This window comes from Chryseobacterium sp. MP_3.2, assembly GCF_035984805.1.
GTDB lineage: Bacteria > Bacteroidota > Bacteroidia > Flavobacteriales > Weeksellaceae > Kaistella.
The window spans coordinates 199,342-213,932 of the sequence record NZ_JAXCHW010000001.1 but is presented as its reverse complement, the minus strand read 5'-3'; the positions used below and the strand labels follow the sequence as shown (position 1 = coordinate 213,932).

Here is a 14,591-nt window from a genome sequence, read left to right as displayed (position 1 = left end):
TACCGAATTTAGCGCCTTATTAGAGGCTAAAAATCATAAATAAAGTTAAACAAAATGAGTGTTATCAGCATCACCTTTCACACCGTAGAAAGCGAAAATCATAAGTGGGATCTTTTTGTAGAAAATGATCTTCCGCAATTGGTAGATAATTTATTTGAAGTAGAAAAATACATCTTATCTGAGGTTGATAGTGAAATGATTATGGAAGGAAAAAACACGAACTTGCTTCTTGTATTTCAGGATGAAGAAAAACGGGAAGATTTCCGCCAAATTGAATTAAAAAACATCACAGAAATTGTGGAGAAAAAATTTGGAGAAAACGTTATGGTTTTTACAACGCTTCTGAATCCCTTGAAAATTAATCTATAATCTAGTTCTCTATTTTTATCGAAAATTGCGTTGATCCAAAATCGTAAGTGTTAATAGTTCATTTGGAAAAACTATGTACTACACATAAAAAGAACTTTACATTAAATCCCTAAAGTTCTTTATAATAACTTGTTAAATGGTTTTTAGTAAAAATTACTTGAGTACTCAATTTAGAAAGAGTCACTTTAAATAATTTCCAAAAATTCCATCGTGTTTACTTTATCTGCATATGTTCCTAAACCAGGATTTTGTGCGGACCCCAGCGGAATTGAATCTAAGCCCAATTCATCCTTTGCAACAATGGCCTGAATATTTTCCCCATTATTTTGGATAAAATCTCCTACTTCTTGCAAGGCATTGTAGCGAGAAAAATTTAGCACAGAAAGTGGAGAAAACAGCTCTTCACTTTCCTTTAACATCACAAAATTATTATCCCAAAACCTCTCTGCATTCAATAAATAAATTGCCCGGTTATATTCGTAATTGTTGGCGTACTTATTATGATTGATGATGTCTTTGTAATTTATAAAACTTTCGAAAAGACGGTCAATCAGAAAATCTTCCGGAATGAAAAGGCGCGTCACATTTCTACACCCTAAACCAAAATACCGAAAAATATCTTCTGCCAGTAATTCCAACTCTTCCTGCGTTTCATCACCTTTTAAAACGGCTACCGAAGTTCTGTTTTTTCGAATGATGCTCGTATGATCTTTAAAATAATATTCTAAGTAGCGCGCTGTGTTATTGCTTCCGGTTGCAATTACCGCCTCGAAATTCTGCAATCTTTCCACAAAATCATAGGTCACATTTCCCTCAGATAAGTCATTCCACATTTCCAAAAGAAATGGTAAAATACGCTTGTCTTTGGATGAAAGTTTAATGACAGGAATATGATTACTTAGAACCACAGAAATAACATCATGAAAACCGACCATAGGAATGTTTCCAGCCAGAATTAAACCTACCCTTTTTGATTCGGAAGAGGTTTCATAATCCTTTAACCACTCATTTAAATGAGCGGGCGTTAAAAGTGCAGCCCATTGTTTAAGCGCAAATTTTTGATTATCCTGCGTAAACCAAGTATTCTCAATTTCCGATTTTCGCAACAATGCATTAAAAATTTCCTGCTTTTCATCATAATTCTCCGGTTTTGTTTCTAAAAATTGAGCAATGTAAATACCCAGTTTAGCAAGTCCTGAAATCTGTTTTTCTCTGTTCATTGTATGGAAATTTGGCGGAATTTTAGTAAATTTGTGCAAATTTAAAAAATAAAGTAGCAATGGCTATCAGAATAACAGATGAATGTATAAATTGTGGCGCCTGTGAACCAGAATGTCCTAATAACGCAATTTATGAAGGAGCGGTTGATTGGAAAGCCTCAGATGGAACTGCGCTGAAAGGCAAAGTGGTAATGAGTTCCGGACTCACCGTAGATGCAGACGCACCACAAGAACCGGTTAGTGATGATATTTATTTTATTGTCACCGATAAATGTACGGAATGCATGGGATTCCACGAGGAACCTCAGTGTGCGGCAGTTTGCCCTGTAGATTGCTGTATTCCAGATGAAGAACATGTAGAATCGGAGGAAAGCCTGCTGGAGAAAAAAGCTTTTCTTCACGGAGAATAAAACTTTGCTCACTCCTTGTGGGCATTTTTTTATCCAAAATCAGTATCCAAATGAGTATCCAAATGAGTTTTAAAGAATTTATAAAATTTTAAAAATGATTAAAAAGCACAACTTTAGCGCGGGACCTTGTATTTTGCCTCAAGAGGTTTTTCAAAAATCAGCGGAAGCTATTTTAGATTTCAATGGCATTGGGCTTTCACTCTTAGAAATTTCTCACCGTAGCAAGGATTTTGTGCCGGTTATGGATGAAGCACGAGCAATCGTAAAAAGATTGATGAAGCTAGGAGATGATTATGAGGTTTTTTATGTAGGCGGTGGTGCAAGTTTACAATTCCTGATGGCACCTTTCAATTTAATGAAAGCCGAGAATGGAAAAGCTGCTTATTTAGATACGGGAACTTGGGCTGCAGGTGCAATTAAAGAAGCAAAAAAAATAGGAACGGTAGATGTAGTGGGCTCTTCAAAAGAAGACAACTACTCTTTTATCCCGAAAGATTATAAGGTTGGTAGTGAGTATGATTATTTTCATTGTACCTCAAACAACACCATTTTTGGAACGCAAATGAAATCTTTTCCAGAAGTGGATACTTTGATGGTTTGTGATATGAGTTCTGATATTTTTTCCAGAGTGATTGACTTCACGCAATTTGATGTGATTTACGCCGGTGCGCAAAAAAATATGGGCCCTGCCGGAGTTACAATGGTAGTGGTTAAAAAAAGCATTTTAGGAAATACTGGACGAGATATTCCCTCTTATCTTGATTATGCTCAACATATTTCTAAAGAATCTATGTTTAATACTCCCCCGGTTTTTCCTGTGTATGCAACGCTCTTAACGCTTCAGCATTTAGAAAATAATGGCGGAATAGAAGCTGCAGAAGTTAAGAATGAGGCGAAAGCAAAATTGCTCTACGATGAAATTGACAGAAATCCTTTATTCGAATGTTTCTGCGCGAAAGAAGATCGCTCCAATATGAATGCTTCCTTTAAATTGTTAGATGATTCCAAAAAAGAAGAATTTGACAATGCCTGGAAAGCGGCCGGAATTAACGGACTCAATGGTCACCGAAGTTTAGGCGGTTACAGAGCAAGCATGTACAATGCTTTACCTATTGAGAGCGTACAAGTTTTGGTAGATGTAATGAAAAATATCAAATAAAATTCTAAGGAGTTTAAAAAATAATAGCAAAAAGGAAGTATGAAAGTTTTAGCGAACGACGGAATTTCTGAAGGAGGAAAAAAAGCCTTAGAAGAAGCCGGAATCGAATTATTGGATGCAAAAGTTTCCCAAGATCAATTGCCCAATTTTATCAACGAAAATCAAGTTGATGTTTTGTTGGTCCGGAGCTCTACAAAAGTTCGGGCAACTTTAATCGATGCCTGTCCAAGTTTAAAAATAGTGGGTCGCGGCGGAATCGGAATGGATAATATTGATGTGGAATATGCCATCGAAAAAGGACTTTACGTGATCAACACGCCGCATGCATCCTCGAGATCAGTTGCAGAAATGGTATTTGCGCATTTCTTTTCTTTGGCAAGATTTCTCCATGAATCCAATCGTTTGATGCCTTTGGAAGGTGACACTCGTTTCTCTGCAATGAAAAAATCTTTTGAAAATGCAGTAGAATTGAAAGGAAAAAATCTTGGCGTAATTGGGTTTGGCGGCATTGGGAAAGAAGTTGTAGAAATTGGAATTTCTCTTGGAATGACGGTTAAAGTCTTGACCCGAAATCCGAAAACAGAAACTGTTACTTTGAGTTTTTTCGATGGGCAGACTGTTGATTTTGAAATCTCTTCAACCCAAAATATGGAAGAGCTTTTAAGAGATGCCGATTTCTTAAGCATTAACACACCGAAAGGTGCAGCCTATATTTTAAATACTCCTCAATTCGAAAAAATGAAAGACGGAGTTTTTGTAGTAAACACCGCAAGAGGCGGCGTTCTAAATGAAGTAGAACTCTTAAAATTTATTGATTCTGGTAAAATTGCTGGTGCAGCATTAGATGTTTTTGAAAGTGAGCCTAATCCAGAATTGCCTTTGTTAATGAATCCAAATCTTTCACTTTCACCGCATTTAGGTGGCAATACGAAGGATGCGCAAGAGAAAATCGGAATAGAATTAGCTCAGCAGATTATAGATATTAAAAAGAAATTATAGAATAAAAGATGCCAATCTTCAAACCTTTTCGGGGCATTCGACCAAGTGAAGACTACGTTGAAATTTTTCCCACGCACCCTTTAGATAATTTTTCCCAGGAGGAAATCAATAAAAAATCGCAGCAGGATTCGTCCTATATACAGATGATCAAGCCGTATGTGGTGAGTAAATCTAAGGATCTGGACCGAAATTTAAGGAAAATCAGAACCAATTTTGAAGAGTTGCTTGATGATAAAAAGTTGCTTCAAGACAATTCATCATACTATCTATATGAGCAATTTCTGCCCAATAAGACCATCTTCAGAGGACTTTTAGGATTGGTGAGTGTAGAGGATTTCCGAAATGGAAAGATTAAAAAGCACGAATCCACCATCACGCAGAAGAAAGAAAAGCTTGCCTATTATCTGGAAAAAGTAAATATCCAGGCGGAGCCCGTTCTTTTAACTTACGCCGCGAATACTAAAGTGGAACTCATGATGAACCACGAAGAAAAAAATGTTCCCATCTTAAATTATTTGGATGATTTAGGAACGCGACATAAAGTGTGGCGCATTGACAATCGCTTAAAAATGCAGCAATTTAAAGAGGTTTTGGAACAAATTGATTCCTTCTACATTGCAGATGGTCACCACAGAATTGGCTCTACTGCGTTAAACGCTAAAAATGTTCAGGAGAAGAATAAAAAGCACACTGGAATAGAACCGTATAACTTTGTTTTCAGTTTTATCGTCTCAAATCAGTCTATTAAAATTCATGATTACAATCGATTGTTGAAAGAATTGAATGGCTATTCGGAAGCAGAATTTTTAGAGAAAATCGAAGAAAATTTCCTTATTCATGAAAAAGGTGAAACGCCTTATTACCCTTCTCAAAAATTTCATATTTCAATGTACTTGGGTGGAAAATTTTATTCCCTGCACGTTAAACACGATTTAAGAAAACAACTTTCTTCCATTAATGACTTGGATCATTACCTTTTGGAAGAATATATCATTAAAAATATTCTGGACATTCAGGATCCAAAGACAACGGATAAAATCACTTATATCAAAGGCACATCAAGTGTTGAAGGAATTAAAGACATCAAAGAAAAAGTGGATTCCAGAAATTTCAAAGTAGGATTTGGAATTTACCCGGTGAGTTTTAATGACTTGATAAAAGTCTCTGACCATAAAGTGGTCATGCCGCCGAAATGCACCTACATAGAACCAAAGTTAGTCACCGCATTAATTATGTATGATATGAAATAAGAATGTTTCACGTAAGAAATGGAGGCTGATTATTGATCGATAAATGATCTTTTCTAATTTATATTTTTTACATTTGAGTTCTTCAATTAAAGTTCTATGAAAAACTCAATTCTTAAAATACTTCCGCTCTTTTTGGGCGGAATTTTATTTTCTCAAAATTTCCAAGATTCAATACAGTTCAAAAAGATTTCAGATGAAATGTTGGTGAATAGTACCGCTTATGAAAATTTGCGTGATCTTTCCCTCAATATTGGCAACCGATTAAGTGGTTCTAAAGCTTATGAAAAATCAGTGGATTGGGCGGTTTATAAATTAAAAGAAGCAGGCGCAGATAAAGTTTGGAAAGAAGAAGTGATGGTTCCAGTTTGGGAACGCGGAAAAGAATCCCTTCAAATCAAAGATAAAAGTGGACAATGGAAATCTTTGAAAATGCTCTCTTTAGGAAATTCTGAGGGAACGAAAGGAAAAGATATAGAAGCGCAAATCGTAATTGTTAAAACCAAAGAGGAGTTTGATCAACTTCCAGATGCTTCGGTAAATGGCAAAATCATATTTTTCAATTATGCCTTCAATCAAAAGTTTATCAATACGGGTCAAGCGTATGGCGATGCCAGTAAGTACCGCAGAAGTTCCGCCTCTTGGGCTGGAAAACGTGGCGCAAAAGCCGTGATTATTCGCTCTCTATCTTCCTCTTTTGATGATGTTCCGCACACTGGAATGATGAAATATGACGAAGATGACACCTTCAAAATTGCCGCTGTAGCCATTGGACCAAAAAGTGCCGACGAATTAGAAGCAATGCTAAAAACACAAAAAGTTTTCGCAAAAATTAATTCTAATTGTACCATGAAAGGAGAAATTCTTTCGCATACCGTGATTGGAGAAATTACGGGAAATAAAGATAAAAATGTAATTGTTGTTGGTGGACATTTGGATACTTGGGACGTGGGCGATGGATCATCTGATGACGGTGCTGGAATTGTACAGAGTATCGAAGTTTTAAGAGCGTTCAAAAAATTAGGCTTGAAGAACAATCATACGATACGTGTGGTTTGTTTTGCCAATGAAGAAAACGGTGTGAAAGGGGGAAATAAATACGCAGAAAATATCAGAAAAAATAAAGAAAACCATCTGTTTGCCATTGAAAGCGATGGTGGTGGATTTACGCCAAGAGGTTTTGGTTTGGTCATGAATTCAGATAAAAGAAAGCAAATCCAATCCTGGAAAAATCTTTTTGAGCCGTACGGAATCCATAATTTCGATAGCCAGCACGCAGGAACAGACATTGAACCCATGCAACCTTTAGAAGTGCCATTGGCGGCTTTAATTCCAGATTCTCAGCGGTATTTTGACATTCATCATTCGGAAGAAGATACCTTTGATAAAGTAAATCGCCGTGAATTAATTTTAGGTGCCGTTGCAATGGGCCAACTCATTTATATGATCGATAAAAATTGGTAATGAGAAAACCTCCTTTTTATAAAAGTTTTTTAAATTCTTTAAGTGGCGCGCTTTGGATGCTCAAATCTGAGCGTAATTTTCAAGTCGAAATTATAGGTTTGTTGGTCAACGTTTGTTTAATTGTATTTTTGAAATTAAATGCGACCGATGCAGCCTTAATTTTAATCGTGAGTTTTGCGGTTTTAAGTCTGGAAGTTCTGAATACCGCCATCGAAAAAATCTGTGATTTCATTCAACCTGAGTTTGATGAACGCATAAAAATCATCAAAGACATTGCTGCTGGTGCAGTTTTGTTGATGACATTTGGAGCAATTTGTGTGGCAATTTTAGTTTATTGGAATTATCTTTTTTAGACCGTAAAACTTTCATAAGAATCTTTTGCCGCCAAATAACCGATTTCAAAAATTTCTTCTAGGCGATTTGCTTTCCTTTCAAATGTGCCATAACTCGACAATTTTTTGGAGGTGATAATCCAGTCACAATAAGAAAATTTATAAATTTCTGTACGATGAGACATAAGCTCGTAAGCGCGCGTGGTTATGGCTTTAATGGTGTTTAAATCATCAATAACTACATCTTGTGGGGGCGAAACATAAATGCCAATCAATCTTTTACAATCCTGATGAATAATATCTGCGGGGAAATTATTGAGAACGCCACCATCGCTAAACATTTCATTTCCTACGATATAGGGAACCGTAATCCCGGGAATGGAACAGGAGGCAATCACAGCATCTACAATTTTATCTTTTCCTTCAAAAATTCTTTGTTCCCCCGAAACCAATTCGGTCGCGATTATTTTCAAATTAATATCCAATTCCTCCAAAGTCATGTCTTTAAAAATTGGTGAAAGATAATTAGAGAAAATAACGGACGACACCAAACCTGGCTTGTTAAAGGTAAAATGGCGCCAGTTAAAAAAGTATACGGATTTAAAAAAATCTAAAATTTCTTCCCCAGATTTTCCAATTCCATGCAAAGCGCCAACAATGGAACCTGCACTGCAACACGCCAAAACATCAGCTTTGATTTCTTTTTCTGCCAAAAATTTTAAAACTCCGGCATGTGCCACACCTTTTGTGCCGCCTCCAGAAAGCACCAAACCCAGATCATATTTTCCGTTTCTGTTCATAAGGGTCAAAAGTAAGAAACCACAGACAAATTCTGTGGTTTCTTCTAATCAATTATTTAATTTTCTATTAATTCAGCAAAAATTCCTGCATAAATTTTATCACTGCCAATCGTTGATAATCTACATTTTCTTTCTTGCGGAAACCGTGTCCTTCATTTTTCGCTTCTAAATACCACACCGTATTTCCTTGCGCTTTCAATTTATCACGCATTTGGATCGCTTCCGTTACGGGAACTCGCGGATCGTTGGTTCCCTGAATAATGAACATGGGTTTTTTAATTTTATCCGTATTGTTCAGAGGTGCAATTTTAGTAAAAAAGGCACTCATTTTTGGATCGCGTTCATCCCCATATTCTGCTCTTCTTAAATCACGTCTGTATTCTTCCGTGTTTTTCAAAAAAGTATTAAAGTCAGAAATTCCTACGATATCTACAGAACATCTGATTCGATCTGCATATTCATAGGCAGTCGCCAAAGTCATAAATCCGCCGTAACTTCCACCCATAATCATAATTCGATCCTTGTCTAATTCTGGTTGTTTGGCAATCCAATCGAGCAATGCATCAATGTCTTTTACAGAATTCATTCGGTTAAAACCATTGTCACTTGCAATGTACGTTTTACCAAAACCTGAAGATCCACGAACGTTTGGATAGATGAGAGCAACTCCCATTTCATTCGTATAATAATTTCCAGAACCCAATGAAGACGCCATGGATTGACCTTCTGGACCACCATGAATATTAATTAAAACTGGACGTTTTCCTGTAAATGATTTTGCTGCGGGATAATAAAATCCACTAATTTTCATTTTGTCAAAGCTGGTCCATTCGATTAATTTTGGTTGTGCCATCTGACTTTTCTGCATTTCTCCCTGTTCACTGTCGGTCCATCTTTCAATGTTTTTTGTGGTGACATCCATGCGGTAAATATCAGAGGAAGAATCGAAGGTAGATTGAGAGAAGAAAAGCGATTTGCCATCGTCCGAAAATTCAATGTTGTTAATTAAGCCAACCGGCAACCCTTTTATTTCTGAATATTTTTTGCTTGAAGTATCCATTAAATACAATTTGATTAAACCACTTTCATTGGTAGTAAATGCAATTTTAGATTGATCTTTGGATAAGCTATAATCTTCAATTTCCCACGGAATATCTGAAGTAAAATAAGAGATTTTCTTCGTTTTCAAATTCATAGAAGCCAAGCGGGCAAATTCATTATCACGATCGGTTACGTACCAGATTTCATCTGCATTTTTGGAGAATTTTGCGCCACCTTGTACCACTTGTTTTTCATTTCGATCGGTGATGGGTTCCAGTTTTTTCGTGATAACATCAAACATATATAAAAATGATTCATTTGCAGAAACATATTCGCCAATGATGAGTTTACTGCCATCTGCAGAAATATCATTGATTCCCCAACCGCCACCTTTCAGCTCCAAAACTAATTTGGTTTCGTTTGGTTTTAAAGGATTCATGAAAAAAATATCGCGGTCTCCGCCATTTCTTTTCGTAGATGAAAAATAAAATCCAGAACCGTCTTTCTTCCAACGCATTCCACCGTTTTGAGATCTTCCACCATCCGTTAAGAGCGTAGATTCCATGCTTTTTAAATCTAATTTGAAAAGCTGGCCAAATTCATTTCCGCCAATATCTTTGGAGTAGACCAAATATTCCCCTTTTTTAGGTTCATAGTCCGCAGAATTAACAGGTTCATCAAAAAATGTAATCTGTTTTCTATTCCCCAAAGCTTTGGAAAGATGGTGCAACTGATTGGTCGAGGCAAATCTGGTCACCATTATCAATTCCTTTCCGTTTGGATGAATTGCGGTAAAGTTGGCCCCCCTACTTTCGGAGTATTTCTTGATTTTGTTGTTTAAACTTTTTGGAATAGCCGGAATATTTTCCGTTATTAAATTCTCATTAGGAACTACATTTTCGCTTTTACTTTGGGCAAACAAAGCTGTTCCAGAGATCAGCAAAGCGGGAAATAAATATTTCATTTTCATTGGTAATAATTTGATGTTAAGATAATAATTTTCAGGATACAGAAACACCACAACTTTTAGTTATGATGATGTCTTTTGTTCAGCTTCGTTTTTTCTTTGCTTCAGTTTCCAAAGCCAATACATTCCGCGTACTTGAATTCCGAAAGTCTAAATTGAACCTAAGTATCCAATGTACGCAATTCCAATTTCCATTAAAATTTGAAAAGTAATTAGCTTAAAAGAAAGTCCAATGTTAATTTTTTTTACGTACTAAACGGATGAAAACAAATAAAAAGAAAAAGAAAAAGACCCAATCGTTTATGCCATAAATCGTGTAATATATTCCAGCCATTGTATCTTTTTCATATACTTCGGATAGATTATTATTCGCCATCCAATTTGTCCAATGCGTTGCGTAGATCAATTTCTCAAGCGTAAATACTGCGATGAGCCATTTTAAATGGTGAAAACTTTTGGACACCGCGATAAATACAAAACCCCAAAGGACAATCATTAATAATCCAAAATTGGACATTGCTTGGCTGTCAAATTCAGGAATAATATCATTGGTAAAAATTCGGGAAAAAGTTAAGACGCCTAAGATATTCATCATTCCAGCTAAGATAAATCCTTTCGTAAGGTGTTCGTTTTGTATCTTCATTTTTAGTCAATGTATTTAGGCGGTTCTCATTTCTTTAAGCTTGAAAGAAGGGTCGCGCGGGTTTTTATTATATAATTCTTCGCGATCGAAGTTACAAAAGGAAAGTGAAATTTTATAAAGCTTTTGAGGGGTAATGATCATAATTCACATAAATATTTCCCCTTAAGCTTTAGAATAGTAGAGTTTATTGTGTTGATGTATAGAATATCGCAATAAATCTGCTCCACATTGTTTTCAAAGAAGTCATTTATTTTTTATTAAAAAAGAAAGCAAGAGGTATTTTACAAAAAAAACCGCTGTATTGCTACAACGGTTTTTTACATATTTTTTTAGAGCCTTATTTAGGCATCACCACCGTGTCAATTGCATGAATGACTCCATTAGAAGCCGGTACATCTGCCATAACTACAGTTGACATTCCGCCATTTGCGTCTGTTAGCATCACTTTACCGTCTTTTAAACTTAAATCAATCGCTCCACCGTTTACAGTATTTACTGTATATTTTCCGTTTCCTTTGTTAATTGCATCAGTTACTGCTGCAGCATCAAATTTTCCAGATACTACGTGGTATGTTAAAACTGATTTCAGTTTATCCAAACTTTCTGGTTTCAACAAACCTTCTACCGTTCCAGCAGGAAGTTTATCAAATGCCGCATTGGTTGGTGCAAAAACGGTGAATGGACCAGCTCCGCTTAACGTTTCAACTAATCCAGCTGCCTGTACTGCGGAAACCAAAGTAGAGAAATCAGCATTTCCTGAAGCTACTCCTACAATGTTTGGAGAATTAACTACCGCGGGGGAATCCATTGCTGTAGAATCCATCGCTGCTTCCGTGCTAGCGCTCATGTCTGTTGTTTCTACTTCCTTTTTTTCGCAAGATGTAGCAATTGCTCCTACTACTAAAAATGCGCTTAATGTTTTTACTAAATTCATAATCGATATTTTAATGTTTAATTAATCTATTCAAAAATATATAAAAACATGGCTTGCATAGTATTGTTGGTGATAATTTTTAACGATGATTGTAAATGTTAAAATATTGCAGTTTGCAACCCGGCTTGAGTGGAAATCTTCTTTAGGTAGGTTAAAGTGTTGGCAAAAAAAGATTAAGAACAGACACTTTACGGCATGGGATTAAGATTGGCGTATTGCTAAATAATTGTTTCAAAATCGGGGGACAACGAAAATCGAAGAATCTCATGATATTGTGTTTTTAGTTTACACAAATGTACCAAATGTTGATTTTACATTTTTGATTTTGAAGTTAAACTATTGAAAGCCAAATTGCTGATTAATAGACACGGATTTGAAATCCGCTTCATTTCGGATTATTTTAAATATATTTTAAATTAATCGTTGATTTTTTAAAGCAATCAAATCATAAACATGAATTCCGTTTGCAAGTGCTAAATCTGCTAATTTTGAGTCTCCAGTTATAATGAAATCACAATTCTTAGCAACTTCTAAAATGACAGAATCTGTGATTCCAATATGTTGCAAATTGTAATCATTTTCTAAATTCTTAGTTTCAAAATACTTTTCTGATGTTTTTTGTAAAAGTTCTTTAAGTATTAGATAATACTTAAATTTATAGTTTCCAGTAAAATTATTTAGTAAGTTATCAACTTCTGTCCAAATATTTGGAAGTACAATCACTTTTGAAAAATCCTTTCCGATTATTTTAACTAAATTCTCAAAATCAGAAATGTCATAAATACTTGTCCTCTTATGTTTATTTATTAGTTTCTTGTCCATTAAACCCAAAACCAGAATTATAAACGCATTTGTATCAATTAGTATCATCTCTAAGGATTGTAGATAGAAAACTTAATAACAATCCCTTCTTCATCGATTACAACTTCTTTATATATTCTTTCGAACTTGGAGAAACCCAAAGATAATTGTGCTAAAGATCCTGTGTTTATATTTTCATTTTTAACTAAAAATGAAACAATTATTTTATAAGTATTGGTTGCTTTTTCGTAAAAATATTCTTCTAATCGAAAATCGCTTTTTTCAAGATCGAAAATTTGACTTAATTCATCAAACGCTAATTGTTTTAATTTCCCTAATTGTAACATATTTCAGTTTTTACTTTTTCAAAATTTTCTCAAAGATTAATCTTAAATATACGTTAAGTTCTTTAAATATTACGGATATTAATTAAAAATCTTCTTTACAGCCCGGCTTGAACGGAGCTCTTTTTGTGGAACGCAGTGGAACAAAAAAGCGGGAGTACTTCGACATGCTCAGTATAAATTCCAGGCGGATCAAGTTGCCCAAATAAAAAACTCCAGCAAATCGCTGGAGTTTTCGATGTCGATATTTTAATTATTTTAAATGTGAATCACTTCGCCATAAGCGGCGGCAACTGCTTCCATCACAGCCTCTGAAATGGTGGGATGCGGATGGATTGATTTTAAAACTTCGTGACCGGTGGTTTCTAATTTACGCGCCACAACTGCTTCTGCAATCATATCTGTAACGCCGTCTCCGACCATGTGACAACCGAGCCATTCTCCGTATTTTGCATCAAAAATAACTTTGATGAAACCATCGGTATCACCGTTTGCCGTAGCTTTTCCGGAAGCTGAGAAAGGGAATTTTCCTACTTTCAATTCGTAGCCTTGTTCCTTCGCCTGCTTCTCGGTTAAACCAACAGACGCCACTTCTGGATGAGCATATGTACAACCCGGAATATTACCGTAATCAATTTTTTCTACGTGAAGTCCTTTGATTTTTTCGACACAAGTAATTCCTTCTGCGGACGCAACGTGTGCTAAAGCTTGAGTATTTAAAATATCACCAATCGCATAATATCCTGGAACAGAAGTTTCATACCATTCGTTCACCAAAACTTTTCCTTTCTCCGTCTGAATTCCCACTTCTTCGAAACCTTGTCCTTCAACATTGGAAGCAATTCCAACAGCGGAAAGTAAAATATCTGCTTCCAAAGTAATGTTTCCAGTTGCAGTTTTCACGGTTGCTTTTACGCCGTTACCAGAAGTATCCACAGATTCTACGGAAGCATTGGTCATAATTTCAATCCCAGATTTTTTCAAAGATTTCTCCATATGTTTTGAAGTATCTTCATCTTCAACTGGCAAAATAACGGGCATGAATTCTACTACGGTTACTTTGGTTCCCATCGTATTGTAAAAATCTGCGAACTCAATTCCGATGGCACCGGAACCCACAACAATCATGGATTTTGGTTGCTCAGGAAGTGTCATTGCTTGACGGTATCCGATGACTTTTACTCCATCTTGCGGAATGTTTGGCAATTCTCTGGAACGAGCGCCAGTTGCGATAACAATATGTTCTGCGGAATGTTCAGTTGCTTTTCCTTCTTTATCAGTTACAGAAACTTTTTTGCCTTTTTGCAAAGTTGCAGTTCCCATAATAACGTCGATTTTATTTTTCTTCATCAAGAAAGCGATTCCACCACTCATTTTGGTGGCAACTCCTCTACTTCTCTGGATTACTTTTGAAAAATCGAAACCAGGATTTTCTACTTTATTAAGACCGTATTGTTCGGCTTGTTGTAAATATTTAAAAACGTGGGCAGATTTCAACAATGCTTTCGTGGGAATACAACCCCAGTTTAAGCAAATTCCACCTAAACTTTCTTTTTCTATAATGGCAGTTTTGAAACCTAATTGCGCAGCTCTGATTGCTGTAACATAACCTCCAGGTCCACTCCCAATGACAATGATATCGTAATTCATTCTTTAAAAATTTGATGCGAATTTACGGAAAAATTCCTATTAATTTTGGAATGAATTTAATTTTAAAAGGTAACCAGCGCTTTATCGTATCCCGAAAACTAATTCATTTTTACTAATTATTTCAAACATTTAAAGTCTAAATATTAAGTGAATAAAAATTTTTCTCGCTTCTTTTTTGCAATGAAAACTACGCTTTGATTCTTATCGTAAA

At 35.7% G+C, this 14,591-nt stretch carries 15 protein-coding genes; 7 read left to right on the top strand and 8 right to left on the bottom strand.

The features are described 5' to 3' along the window. Nucleotides 1–54: 54 nt before the first annotated feature. A complete protein-coding gene (locus tag RCH13_RS01015; protein WP_326985345.1) occupies nt 55–369 on the top strand; it encodes a DUF4286 family protein in 315 nt (104 codons plus the stop codon). A 185-nt stretch (nt 370–554) separates the two neighbouring features. On the opposite strand, the gene RCH13_RS01010 is transcribed toward RCH13_RS01015, so the two are convergent. Further along, entirely contained in the window at nt 555–1,589 is a 1,035-nt protein-coding gene (locus RCH13_RS01010; protein ID WP_326985344.1) for an acyl-CoA reductase, read from the bottom strand. 59 nt (nt 1,590–1,648) lie between these two features. Between RCH13_RS01010 and RCH13_RS01005 the strand changes: the two genes are divergently transcribed. From RCH13_RS01005 to RCH13_RS00980, 6 genes are all read left to right on the top strand, one after another. Next, nucleotides 1,649–1,999: a 4Fe-4S binding protein gene (locus RCH13_RS01005; protein ID WP_326985343.1), complete on the top strand. Its 351-nt coding sequence runs from the start codon at nt 1,649–1,651 to the stop codon at nt 1,997–1,999. A gap of 94 nt (nt 2,000–2,093) precedes the next feature. Further along, nucleotides 2,094–3,158, top strand: coding sequence for a 3-phosphoserine/phosphohydroxythreonine transaminase (gene serC, locus RCH13_RS01000; RefSeq protein ID WP_326985342.1), 1,065 nt, complete (start codon nt 2,094–2,096; stop codon nt 3,156–3,158). Between the two features lie 39 nt (nt 3,159–3,197). After that, entirely contained in the window at nt 3,198–4,157 is a 960-nt protein-coding gene (locus RCH13_RS00995; protein ID WP_326985341.1) for a D-2-hydroxyacid dehydrogenase, read from the top strand. Nucleotides 4,158–4,165: 8 nt separating this feature from the next. Then, a complete protein-coding gene (locus RCH13_RS00990; RefSeq protein ID WP_326985340.1) occupies nt 4,166–5,407 on the top strand; it encodes a DUF1015 domain-containing protein in 1,242 nt (413 codons plus the stop codon). 96 nt (nt 5,408–5,503) lie between these two features. Further along, a complete protein-coding gene (locus RCH13_RS00985; RefSeq protein ID WP_326985339.1) occupies nt 5,504–6,868 on the top strand; it encodes a M20/M25/M40 family metallo-hydrolase in 1,365 nt (454 codons plus the stop codon). Then, nucleotides 6,868–7,221 (top strand): diacylglycerol kinase, encoded by a 354-nt coding sequence (locus RCH13_RS00980; RefSeq protein WP_326985338.1) that lies wholly within the window; start codon nt 6,868–6,870, stop codon nt 7,219–7,221. The genes RCH13_RS00985 and RCH13_RS00980 overlap by 1 nt, the downstream gene beginning before the upstream one ends. Here the strand turns inward: RCH13_RS00980 and RCH13_RS00975 are convergent. From RCH13_RS00975 to lpdA, 7 genes are all read right to left on the bottom strand, one after another. Further along, nucleotides 7,218–8,000, bottom strand: a complete 783-nt coding sequence (locus RCH13_RS00975; protein WP_326985337.1) for a patatin-like phospholipase family protein — start codon at nt 7,998–8,000, stop codon at nt 7,218–7,220. The two genes, RCH13_RS00980 and RCH13_RS00975, sit on opposite strands and share 4 nt — an antisense overlap. Before the next feature lie 67 nt (nt 8,001–8,067). Beyond that, nucleotides 8,068–10,005 carry a S9 family peptidase gene (locus tag RCH13_RS00970; RefSeq protein ID WP_326985336.1) on the bottom strand — a complete coding sequence of 646 codons (1,938 nt, stop codon included), beginning with the start codon at nt 10,003–10,005 and terminating at the stop codon, nt 8,068–8,070. 238 nt (nt 10,006–10,243) lie between these two features. Further along, nucleotides 10,244–10,651 carry a hypothetical protein gene (locus RCH13_RS00965; RefSeq protein WP_326985335.1) on the bottom strand — a complete coding sequence of 136 codons (408 nt, stop codon included), beginning with the start codon at nt 10,649–10,651 and terminating at the stop codon, nt 10,244–10,246. Between the two features lie 337 nt (nt 10,652–10,988). Further along, nucleotides 10,989–11,585, bottom strand: a complete 597-nt coding sequence (locus tag RCH13_RS00960; protein WP_326985334.1) for a fasciclin domain-containing protein — start codon at nt 11,583–11,585, stop codon at nt 10,989–10,991. Between the two features lie 411 nt (nt 11,586–11,996). Next, a complete protein-coding gene (locus RCH13_RS00955) occupies nt 11,997–12,455 on the bottom strand; it encodes a hypothetical protein (protein ID WP_326985333.1) in 459 nt (152 codons plus the stop codon). Nucleotides 12,456–12,457: 2 nt separating this feature from the next. After that, on the bottom strand, nt 12,458–12,733 hold the full coding sequence (locus RCH13_RS00950) for a hypothetical protein (protein WP_326985332.1): 276 nt from the start codon (nt 12,731–12,733) through the stop codon (nt 12,458–12,460). A gap of 255 nt (nt 12,734–12,988) precedes the next feature. Then, nucleotides 12,989–14,380: a dihydrolipoyl dehydrogenase gene (lpdA, locus tag RCH13_RS00945; protein ID WP_326985331.1), complete on the bottom strand. Its 1,392-nt coding sequence runs from the start codon at nt 14,378–14,380 to the stop codon at nt 12,989–12,991. Nucleotides 14,381–14,591: the final 211 nt, after the last annotated feature.

Bases quoted from the DNA above. Each gene is read 5' to 3' on its own strand.
- RCH13_RS01015 (WP_326985345.1), top strand. From the start codon at position 55: ATGAGTGTTATCAGCATCACCTTTCACACCGTAGAAAGCGAAAATCAT.
- RCH13_RS01010 (WP_326985344.1), bottom strand. From the start codon at position 1,589: ATGAACAGAGAAAAACAGATTTCAGGACTTGCTAAACTGGGTATTTAC.
- RCH13_RS01005 (WP_326985343.1), top strand. From the start codon at position 1,649: ATGGCTATCAGAATAACAGATGAATGTATAAATTGTGGCGCCTGTGAA.
- serC (WP_326985342.1), top strand. From the start codon at position 2,094: ATGATTAAAAAGCACAACTTTAGCGCGGGACCTTGTATTTTGCCTCAA.
- RCH13_RS00995 (WP_326985341.1), top strand. From the start codon at position 3,198: ATGAAAGTTTTAGCGAACGACGGAATTTCTGAAGGAGGAAAAAAAGCC.
- RCH13_RS00990 (WP_326985340.1), top strand. From the start codon at position 4,166: ATGCCAATCTTCAAACCTTTTCGGGGCATTCGACCAAGTGAAGACTAC.
- RCH13_RS00985 (WP_326985339.1), top strand. From the start codon at position 5,504: ATGAAAAACTCAATTCTTAAAATACTTCCGCTCTTTTTGGGCGGAATT.
- RCH13_RS00980 (WP_326985338.1), top strand. From the start codon at position 6,868: ATGAGAAAACCTCCTTTTTATAAAAGTTTTTTAAATTCTTTAAGTGGC.
- RCH13_RS00975 (WP_326985337.1), bottom strand. From the start codon at position 8,000: ATGAACAGAAACGGAAAATATGATCTGGGTTTGGTGCTTTCTGGAGGC.
- RCH13_RS00970 (WP_326985336.1), bottom strand. From the start codon at position 10,005: ATGAAATATTTATTTCCCGCTTTGCTGATCTCTGGAACAGCTTTGTTT.
- RCH13_RS00965 (WP_326985335.1), bottom strand. From the start codon at position 10,651: ATGAAGATACAAAACGAACACCTTACGAAAGGATTTATCTTAGCTGGA.
- RCH13_RS00960 (WP_326985334.1), bottom strand. From the start codon at position 11,585: ATGAATTTAGTAAAAACATTAAGCGCATTTTTAGTAGTAGGAGCAATT.
- RCH13_RS00955 (WP_326985333.1), bottom strand. From the start codon at position 12,455: ATGATACTAATTGATACAAATGCGTTTATAATTCTGGTTTTGGGTTTA.
- RCH13_RS00950 (WP_326985332.1), bottom strand. From the start codon at position 12,733: ATGTTACAATTAGGGAAATTAAAACAATTAGCGTTTGATGAATTAAGT.
- lpdA (WP_326985331.1), bottom strand. From the start codon at position 14,380: ATGAATTACGATATCATTGTCATTGGGAGTGGACCTGGAGGTTATGTT.